The sequence below is a fragment of the Nocardioides pocheonensis genome, assembly GCF_003725535.1.
Lineage (GTDB): Bacteria > Actinomycetota > Actinomycetes > Propionibacteriales > Nocardioidaceae > Marmoricola > Marmoricola pocheonensis.
Genome location: NZ_RJSF01000044.1, coordinates 267,222 through 275,556 on the forward strand (window position 1 = coordinate 267,222; position 8,335 = coordinate 275,556).

At 71.9% G+C, this 8,335-nt stretch carries 10 protein-coding genes; 8 read left to right on the forward strand and 2 right to left on the reverse strand.

The genetic code is table 11. The annotated features are described in order from the left end of the window. Window positions 1-140: 140 nt before the first annotated feature. Window positions 141-1,715, forward strand: a complete 1,575-nt coding sequence (locus tag EFL26_RS18505; protein WP_123224373.1) for an MFS transporter — start codon at window positions 141-143, stop codon at window positions 1,713-1,715. Beyond that, window positions 1,712-2,122 carry a VOC family protein gene (locus tag EFL26_RS18510; protein ID WP_221177027.1) on the forward strand — a complete coding sequence of 137 codons (411 nt, stop codon included), beginning with the start codon at window positions 1,712-1,714 and terminating at the stop codon, window positions 2,120-2,122. The genes EFL26_RS18505 and EFL26_RS18510 overlap by 4 nt, the downstream gene beginning before the upstream one ends. A gap of 10 nt (window positions 2,123-2,132) precedes the next feature. Here the strand turns inward: EFL26_RS18510 and EFL26_RS18515 are convergent, their stop codons facing one another. After that, a complete protein-coding gene (locus tag EFL26_RS18515; RefSeq protein WP_183408252.1) occupies window positions 2,133-2,633 on the reverse strand; it encodes a vitamin K epoxide reductase family protein in 501 nt (166 codons plus the stop codon). Between the two features lie 99 nt (window positions 2,634-2,732). Here EFL26_RS18515 and EFL26_RS18520 point away from each other — a divergent pair, with 99 nt between their 5' ends. From EFL26_RS18520 to EFL26_RS18530, 3 genes are read left to right on the forward strand one after another with little or no spacing between them, the layout of a single operon-like run. Further along, complete coding sequence (locus EFL26_RS18520) at window positions 2,733-3,113, forward strand: DUF3817 domain-containing protein (protein ID WP_123224374.1); 381 nt, start codon at window positions 2,733-2,735, stop codon at window positions 3,111-3,113. A gap of 3 nt (window positions 3,114-3,116) precedes the next feature. Next, window positions 3,117-3,935 carry a patatin-like phospholipase family protein gene (locus EFL26_RS18525; RefSeq protein WP_123224375.1) on the forward strand — a complete coding sequence of 273 codons (819 nt, stop codon included), beginning with the start codon at window positions 3,117-3,119 and terminating at the stop codon, window positions 3,933-3,935. Continuing rightward, window positions 3,935-4,981, forward strand: coding sequence for a 1-acyl-sn-glycerol-3-phosphate acyltransferase (locus tag EFL26_RS18530; RefSeq protein WP_123224376.1), 1,047 nt, complete (start codon window positions 3,935-3,937; stop codon window positions 4,979-4,981). Before EFL26_RS18525 ends, EFL26_RS18530 begins: the two co-directional genes overlap by 1 nt. Here EFL26_RS18530 and EFL26_RS18535 read toward each other — a convergent pair. Beyond that, window positions 4,978-5,685 carry a hypothetical protein gene (locus EFL26_RS18535; protein WP_123224377.1) on the reverse strand — a complete coding sequence of 236 codons (708 nt, stop codon included), beginning with the start codon at window positions 5,683-5,685 and terminating at the stop codon, window positions 4,978-4,980. The two genes, EFL26_RS18530 and EFL26_RS18535, sit on opposite strands and share 4 nt — an antisense overlap. 186 nt (window positions 5,686-5,871) lie before the next feature. On the opposite strand from EFL26_RS18535, the gene EFL26_RS18540 reads away from it, so the two are divergent. From EFL26_RS18540 to EFL26_RS18550, 3 genes are all read left to right on the forward strand, one after another. Continuing rightward, window positions 5,872-6,384 carry a peptidylprolyl isomerase gene (locus EFL26_RS18540; protein ID WP_123224378.1) on the forward strand — a complete coding sequence of 171 codons (513 nt, stop codon included), beginning with the start codon at window positions 5,872-5,874 and terminating at the stop codon, window positions 6,382-6,384. A gap of 14 nt (window positions 6,385-6,398) precedes the next feature. Then, window positions 6,399-7,277 (forward strand): rhomboid family intramembrane serine protease, encoded by an 879-nt coding sequence (locus EFL26_RS18545; RefSeq protein ID WP_123224379.1) that lies wholly within the window; start codon window positions 6,399-6,401, stop codon window positions 7,275-7,277. Window positions 7,278-7,358: 81 nt separating this feature from the next. Then, entirely contained in the window at window positions 7,359-7,817 is a 459-nt protein-coding gene (locus EFL26_RS18550; RefSeq protein ID WP_123224380.1) for a hypothetical protein, read from the forward strand. The last annotated feature ends 518 nt before the right edge of the window (window positions 7,818-8,335 follow it).

The window sequence follows — 8,335 nt, forward strand, 5'->3', positions numbered from 1 at the left end:
TCGTCCGACGACCTACTCAGGTATCGCCTTCCCGTTCAGACCGGATCCGGCTCCGAAACTCATCGGTGGTCGGACGGTGAGTTTCGGCGCGACTGCCTGTCTGCATGGGTGACCGACCCTTCCCGCCAAGGAGATCAGCCATGACCGACACTTTTCCGGCCGCGACCGGCCCCGCGACCGGCCCAGCGATCGACGCAGCGACCGACGCAGCGACCGATCCCGCGACCGACCCCGTCACGACGACCGTGCGCAGCGGCCCCGAGCGGTCCCGGTGGGCCGCGCTCGTCGTGCTCTGCGTGGGGATGCTGATGATGGTGCTCGACGCCACCGTCGTGAACGTCGCGCTGCCGGCGATCAAGGACGACCTCGGCTTCAGCCAGTCCGGCCTCGCCTGGGTCGTGAACGGCTACCTGATCTCGTTCGGCGGCCTGCTGCTGCTCTCCGGCCGGCTCGGCGACCTCGTCGGCCGGCGCGACGTCTTCCTCGCCGGGCTCGTGCTGTTCTCGGCGTCCAGCCTCGCCTGCGGGCTGGCGCAGGACCAGACCGTGCTCGTCGCCGCCCGCTTCGTCCAGGGCTGCGGCGGCGCCCTCACCTCCGCGGTGATCCTCGGCATGATCGTGACGCTCTTCCCCGCACCGTCCGAGCAGGCCCGCGCCATCGGCGTCTTCTCCTTCGTCGCCTCGGCCGGCGGCTCGATCGGCCTGCTCGCCGGCGGCGTGATCACCCAGCTGGTGAGCTGGCACTGGATCTTCTTCATCAACCTGCCGATCGGGGTCGGCACGGCGATCGCCGCGCGCCGGTACGTCGAGCGGGACCGCGGGATCGGCCTGGCCGAGGGAGCCGACGTGCCCGGTGCCGTCCTCGTCACCTCTGCGCTGATGCTGGCGGTCGACACGATCGTGTCGCCGGCCGCGACGTACGGCTGGGGTGCGGGCCGCACGGTCGGCTTCGCCGCAGCGTCGGTCGCGCTGCTCGTCGCCTTCGTCGTCCGTGAGGCGACCTGCCGGCAGCCGCTCGTGCCGCTGGGCATCTTCGCGTCGCGCAACGTCACCGGTGCCAACCTGATCCAGGCGCTCACGGTGGCCGGCATGTTCGGGATGTTCTTCCTCGGCGTGCTCTACCTCCAGCAGGTCAAGGGGTACGACGCGCTGCAGACCGGGCTCGCCTACCTGCCCTGCACGATCGTGATGGCCGTCCTGTCGGTGCGCTACACCGAGCGGCTCGCGATGCGGTTCGGCGCCCGGACCGTGCTGGTCCCGGGTCTGGCGATGATCGCCCTGGGCCTCGCGCTGTTCGCCCGGGTGCCGGTCGACGGCAGCTACCTGGTCGACGTCCTGCCTTCGGCGCTGCTCATGGGCGGCGGCGTGGGGATCAGCTTCCCGGCACTGATGATGCTCTCGATGTCCGGGGTGCGGCCGGAGGACGCCGGCCTGGCGTCGGGGCTCGTGAACACCACCTGCCAGGTGGGCGCGGCGCTCGGGCTGGCCGTGCTGGCCACGCTCTCGACGGCACGCACCGAGTCGCTGGCCGCGGCCGGGGCCCCGCTCAAGGAGGCGCTCGTCGGCGGCTACCAGCGCGGGTTCGTGGTCGGCACGGTGCTCGTGCTGGTCGCGCTCGGCGTCGCGCTGACGGTGATCCGGACCCCGCGGGCCGAGGTGGCCGCGGTCGACCTCGACGCACCGGCCGACGACGAGCCCGAGCTGGCGGTCGCGTGAGCAGGCCCCTGACCGGGCCGCCGCGCAAGGTGTTCGTGAGCCTCCCGGTGAAGGACCTCGACCGGTCGGTCAGGTTCTTCACCGGGCTCGGCTTCGCGTTCAGCGCCCAGCTCACCGACGACCGGGCCACCGCGATGGTGGTGAACGACGACGCCTTCGTGATGCTGCTCGTCGAGGACTTCTTCACCACCTTCACGGGGAAGCCGGTGCCGACTCCCGACGAGGTCGTGATCGGTCTGTCCGCCGGCAGCCCCGCGGAGGTCGACGACCTGGTGCAGCGGGCGCTGGCGTCCGGCGGGTCGACGTCGCAGGACCCGATCGCCGACGGCCCGATGTACGGCTGGTCCTTCCGCGACCCGGACGGTCACCACTGGGAGCTGATCCACATGGACCTGCCGGTCGGCTGAGGACCCCGCGTCAGGCCGGGCCGAGGTCGGTCAGGGCCGCGCGCCACGAGTGCCCCGACCCCCGGGCCACCCGCACCCGGCGTACGGCGGCGCGGCCCTCGCGCAGCCGGCCCACCGCCACGATCGCCAGCGAGAGCGCGGCCGAGCAGAGGCAGAGCAGGCACCAGTGGCCGACCACCGTGGCCTGGAGCAGGACCAGCAGCACGGCTGCCGCACCCAGCCCGAGGGCGGTCGCGTCGTAGAGGAGCGGGAGGACCGGGCGGCGCTGCCACCGGTTGCCGCGGCCGGTGAGCGCCAGCGCCGCCTCGAGCAGGTAGGCGACCAGTCCGAGCGCGGCATCGGGGAACGGCAGTGAGCGGGAGACCGAGGAGCGGAGCACGCGGTCCGAGCCTCGGCCGAAGACCGGGTCCCACGCGTGGGCGACCACGTCGGTCTGCACCAGCACCAGGTACGCCGCGACGACGGCGCCGGCGAGGGCCAGCGCCACGACGATCGACCGGGAGCGGGGCACGGACTGGCAGTTCCCCGCACGACGTGCTCGACACCTGTCGCGCGTCGACGGAGACCTCCCGGTGCGGCGCGTGACCGGCGTGCCGGTACCTTCGGAGCCGTGAAGCCGCTGCTCAACGCCTACCGGGTGCTCGCCACCGTGGTCGGCCTGTCGATCATCACGCTGGTCGTGGTCGGCGTACCGCTGAAGTACGTGCACACGATCTGGCCGAGCGTGCTGCCCGAGGGCAGCGGCGGCTGGAAGCTCGGCTCGAACATCAACCTCTACCTCGGCACCGCGCACGGGTTCATCTACATGGCGTTCGTGCTGGTCGCCTTCATGCTCGCGCTGCGGGCCCGGTGGCCGATCCTGTTCACGATCGTCACGCTGCTGTGCGGCACGATCCCCTTCCTCAGCTTCTGGGCGGAGTTCCGGGCGATCCGCCGGGTGCGTGAGCAGTTCCCCGAGGTCTCGAGCACCCCCGCACACACAGGGGCCTGAGCCATGGGCCGCACCGCATTCGTGCTGGGCGGTGGCGGCCTGCTCGGCGCGGTCGAGGTCGGCATGCTCCGCGCGCTCTTCGAGCACGAGATCGCCCCCGACCTGATCCTCGGGACCTCGGTCGGCGCCCTCAACGGCCTGGTCGTCGCCGCCGAGCCGTCGGCTACCAGCGTCGAGCGGCTGCTCGAGCTGTGGGGCGACGTGGCGGAGAGCAACGAGGTGTACGCCGACCGCACCTGGCGGCAGCTGCGCCGGGCGGTCCGCACCGGCACCCACCTGCACTCGCCGCAGCCCCTGCGCGACCGGCTGGTGGCGGAGTTCGGCGAGACCACCTTCGCCGACCTCGCCGTGGAGTTCCAGTGCTGCGCCGCCAGCATCGAGCGGGCCGCCGAGCACTGGTTCACGACCGGCCCGGTGGTGCCCGCGGTGATGGCGTCCGCCGCCGTGCCCGGGCTGCTCCCGCCGGCCGAGGTGGACGGCGAGCACTACCTCGACGGCGGCATCGTGAACTCGATCCCGGTCGGGCGGGCCGTCGCACTGGGTGCCGACCGGGTGTTCGTGCTCCAGGTCGGCCGGGTCGAGCGCCCGCTGTCACCGCCCCGGCGTCCGTGGGACGTCGCCCGCGTCTCGTTCGAGATCGCCCGGCGACACCGGTTCCACCGCGAGATGGCCGACCTGCCCGACGGCGTGCGGGTGCACCTGCTGCCCTCCGCGGTCAGCGCCGCGGACGACCGGTTCCGCTCCTACCGGGACACCTCGGCGGTCGCGGAGCGGGTCGAGGCGGCGTACCGGGCCAGCGTCGAGCACCTCGCGGGGCTCTGATGCACCCGGCGCTCACCTGGGCCCTGCAACGGCTGGTGGTCGCGCCGCTCGTGGTCGCCCTCACCGTGCTGATGTGGACCACGCTGCCGCTGACCCTGGTGGTGACCGGCGCGATGTCCGGCCTGGTGCCGGGCTGGCTGCGCCCGGTGCGCCTGCTGTGGCTTGCGATCCTCCACCTGACCCTCGAGTCGATCCTGCTGGTCGAGCTGTTCGGCCTCTGGATCGGGTCGGGCTTCGGGCTCTTCGTCCGGCGGCCGTACTTCGAGCGGATCCACTACGACCTGATGCAGACCTACCTCGTGGTCTTCTTTCGCGAGGCCCGGCGGGTGCTGCGCCTGAAGATCGAGACGGTCGGGCCGGCACCTGACGCGATGCCCGGCGAACCGCTCCTGGTGCTGTGCCGGCACGCGGGCGTCGGTGACTCGTTCTCGATCATGTACGCGCTGATGCACTGGTACCACCGCGAGCCGCGGATCGTGCTGAAGTCGACGCTGGCCTGGGACCCGGCACTCGGGGTGATGCTGACCCGGCTGCCGAGCCGGTTCGTCTCGGCGGCCCGCGGCCACGACGTGATCGCGGAGATCGGCGACCTGGCCCGGAACCTCGACCACAACGACGCATTCGTGATCTTCCCGGAGGGCGGGAACTTCACCGCGAACCGGCGGCGACGCGCGATCGCCCGGCTGCGGCGGATCGGGCGGCACACCATGGCCGACCAGGCCGAGGACATGCACCACGTGCTGGCACCGCAGCCCGGCGGCGTGCTCGCCGCCCTGGACGCGGCTCCGGAGGCGGACGTGCTGCTGGTCGCGCACACGGGCCTCGACCACCTGGACACGGTGGCGAACATCTGGCGCGAGCTGCCGATGGACAAGCAGCTGCTGATGGGCTGGTGGCGGGTGCCGCGCAGCGAGATCCCGGACGGCCGGGAGTTCCGGATCGAGTGGCTCTTCGAGCGGTGGCGGCAGATCGACGCGTGGGTGGCCGAGCACCGACCCGTCGACCTGCCGCGCAAGCGTGCGACGCGGCGTACGTCGGTCGGTTAGCCCTTGCGGGTCGAGGTGACGTCCTCGATGTCGGCCGGCTGGTCCGGTGTGGTCACCGGGTGCGGCTCCTCGGCGGCGTCGGAGGCCATCTCGTCGAGGAACGCGCCGCCGGCGTCCGTCGTACCCTCCGCGCGGGCACCGGGCCCGGCGTCGGTCATCGCGTCGGTGTTGGGATCCGAGTCCGGCTCGAAGTGCATCTCCGGCGGGGCCGGGGGCGCCGTCGTCACCGGGTCGGGCACCGCGGTCGGCCGCGGCGAGGAGTACGACGTGGAGACCGCACCCTGTCCGCCGCGGAGCTTCTTGAACGCGACCGCTCCGGCACCGATGAGCGCCAGGAGGAACACGAAGCGCTTCTTGCCCTTGCGCTTCTCGGGCCGGACCTTCTGGGCCACGGCCGCGCCGGCCGGGGTCGCGACGGCAGCGGCCGCCAGCTCCTTGGCCTTCGACCGGGCCTTCTTGGCGGCCTTCTTGCGGCTCTTGCGGGTGGACTTCTCGGCGTTCGCCGCGGCCTCCTGGGCGGCCTGGCGAGCGTCCTTGGCGACCTCGATCGCGGCGTCGCGGGCCTCGGCGAGGACGGTCTGCGCCACCGGGAGGTAGTCGTTGACGATCCGCTCCCGCGCAGCTTCGACGTGCGGGGTCACCTGCTCGACCAGATCGCTGGCCTGGTCGGTGAGGGTCTTCTTCGTCGGAGTCTTGGTACGCATGGCGTCCTCTCGCTCAGCGGGGGTTTCCGGAGGGCAAAATCCTTGTGCCCATCCCCCCACCGATCATGCCCCGCACCTCCTGAGGGGGGAACCCTTGGCGGTCATGGGAGGATCGGGCCCGAAAACACCCGCACTCACCTGTGCCCGCCGCGGACGCCTCCGGCGGGAGACCCTGGAAGGCACCTCATGTCGGACCTGAAGGCCACGCTGCACACCAACCGCGGCGACATCGTCATCGACCTGTTCCCGAACCACGCCCCTGCGACCGTCGAGAACTTCGTCGGCCTGGCCGAGGGCACCAAGGACTACCAGGCCGACGGCGGCAAGACCGGCCGGTTCTACGACGGCCTCACCTTCCACCGCGTGATCGACGGCTTCATGATCCAGGGCGGCTGCCCGCTCGGCACCGGCACCGGCGGTCCGGGCTACACCTTCAAGGACGAGTTCCACCCGGAGCTCGCCTTCACCAAGCCGTACCTGCTCGCGATGGCCAACGCCGGCCCGGGCACCAACGGCTCGCAGTTCTTCATCACGGTGCAGCCGACGACCTGGCTGAACAACAAGCACACGATCTTCGGCGAGGTCGCCGACCAGGAGAGCCGCGACGTCGTCGACGCGATCGCCACGACGCAGACGGGCCCGGGCGACCGTCCGGTGGACCCGGTCGTGATCGAGTCGGTCGAGATCACCCGGGGCTGACCTCCGCTCCTGCCATGACCGAACCCGTCGCGCCCCCGGTCTGCTACCGGCACCCGGACCGCGAGACCTGGATCCGGTGCCAGCGCTGTGACCGGCCGATCTGCCCGGACTGCATGAACTCCGCAGCCGTCGGGTTCCAGTGCCCGAACTGCGTGAAGGAGGGCGCCCGGACCACGCGGTCCGGCCGGGCGCCGTACGGCGGCGCGCCCTCGGCCAACCCGGCGCTGACGTCGATCGGGCTGGTCGTGCTCAACCTCGCGGTGTGGGTCTCGATCAGCGCGGCCGGCGGCGGGGGCTCCAGCCTGGTCGACCGGCTGGCGCTGCTGCCGCAGACCACCCTGTTCGGCAACCCCGACGGGTCGGCCACCACCGTCGAGGGCGTGTCCGGCGGGGCGTACTGGCAGCTGCTCACGTCAGCGTTCAGCCACGTCGCGGTCTGGCACATCGCCTTCAACATGATGGCGCTGTACTTCCTCGGCCCCCAGCTCGAGATGGTGCTGGGCCGCGCACGCTTCCTGGCGATCTACCTGCTCTCCGGCCTGGCCGCCAGCACGGCGGTGATGTGGCTGTCCAACCAGCACACCCAGACGCTGGGAGCATCCGGGGCGATCTTCGGCCTCATGGGCGCGCTCCTCGTCGTCGGGCTGAAGATCCGCGCCAACGTGCAGCAGCTGGTCTTCTGGATCGGGCTGAACGTCGTCTTCACGGTCACGGCCGGCTCGTACATCTCCTGGCAGGGCCACTTCGGCGGCCTCGTCGGTGGCGGCCTCCTGGCCGGCCTGGTCGTCTACGCCCCGAGGCAAGGACGAGCGGTGTTCCAGTGGACGGCGATGGGCCTCTTCGCCGTGGCCTGCCTCGTCCTCGTCGCGGTCCGCGTCGCCGCCCTCTCGTAGGTCGCTGCGGCGCGTCGGCCCCGCTGCCGTGCCCGGAACGCACATCCTGATCCCAGCGAGCACCCACCCCAAGGAGCAACCATGCGCAAGGCCTACCGGATCCTCGCCGACCTGATCGCGATCGGCGTCGCCGTCCAGGCGATGGCGATCACCTGGGCGATGCTCGGCCTGCTGCACTGGGTGGACAAGGGTGGCACCCTCGACCACGCCACGCTCAAGGGCTGGGAGGACAAGTCCCCCGACTTCCAGGGCGCCGCCGGGTTCGCTATCCACGGCATCGTCGGGACCATGGTGCTGCCGGTCCTGGCCCTGGCGCTCCTCGCGGTCGCCTTCTTCGCCGGCGTCGACGGCGCGGTCAAGTGGGCCGCCGTCGTCGTGGTCTCCGTCCTGATCCAGGTCGGAGCCGGCATGGGCGGCGAGGACGCCCCGTGGCTCGGCCTGATCCACGGCCTGAACGCGTTCGCACTGTTCTCGGTCGCGATCGTCGCAGCCCGAGCCGCCCACCCCGGCGCCCAGACCGCCGTCACCGCGACCCCCTGACCGCTCGGCGGCTAATCACACCGGTGTAGTTCTCCACAGGGTTGTCCCCAGCCTGGGGAGAACTTCTGCAGTCGACGGTCACCGCCCTGCCGGGTGGTTGAGGTGCGAGCCCTTCGGCAGGCTCAGGAACCACGCCGGCGAGCCTCGAAACCAGGTCGTCTTCGGCGGGGCGCCTGCGGCGGGCTTCGTGTCGGCGGGTCTGGGTGGTCGCCGGGCGGGTGTGGGGGTGGCCGGGGCCGGGTGCGCCCACGAGCCAACCACCCGTTGCGCCGGTCCTGCCCTCGTCGCAGGCTCCTCGGGGAGGACCGGCTCCACGGAGGCCAGGCCCATCCACGGCTCGCGGGCGCACCCGTCCCCGTCCACCCTGGGAGCCGCCCGCCACCCACCGGAAAGCCCCGCCCACCCGGGGTGGATGGAACAGCGATGGGCCCACCGGCGGGCCATCAGTAGGAGTCGTGGTGGACCCATCCAGAGAAACTCCACCACCCGGGGACCGTGACCTCCGAGGCGGGGTGGGG

Bases quoted from the DNA above. Each gene is read 5' to 3' on its own strand.
- EFL26_RS18505 (WP_123224373.1), top strand. From the start codon at position 141: ATGACCGACACTTTTCCGGCCGCGACCGGCCCCGCGACCGGCCCAGCG.
- EFL26_RS18525 (WP_123224375.1), top strand. From the start codon at position 3,117: ATGGGCCGCACCGCATTCGTGCTGGGCGGTGGCGGCCTGCTCGGCGCG.
- EFL26_RS18530 (WP_123224376.1), top strand. From the start codon at position 3,935: ATGCACCCGGCGCTCACCTGGGCCCTGCAACGGCTGGTGGTCGCGCCG.
- EFL26_RS18535 (WP_123224377.1), bottom strand. From the start codon at position 5,685: ATGCGTACCAAGACTCCGACGAAGAAGACCCTCACCGACCAGGCCAGC.
- EFL26_RS18540 (WP_123224378.1), top strand. From the start codon at position 5,872: ATGTCGGACCTGAAGGCCACGCTGCACACCAACCGCGGCGACATCGTC.
- EFL26_RS18545 (WP_123224379.1), top strand. From the start codon at position 6,399: ATGACCGAACCCGTCGCGCCCCCGGTCTGCTACCGGCACCCGGACCGC.
- EFL26_RS18550 (WP_123224380.1), top strand. From the start codon at position 7,359: ATGCGCAAGGCCTACCGGATCCTCGCCGACCTGATCGCGATCGGCGTC.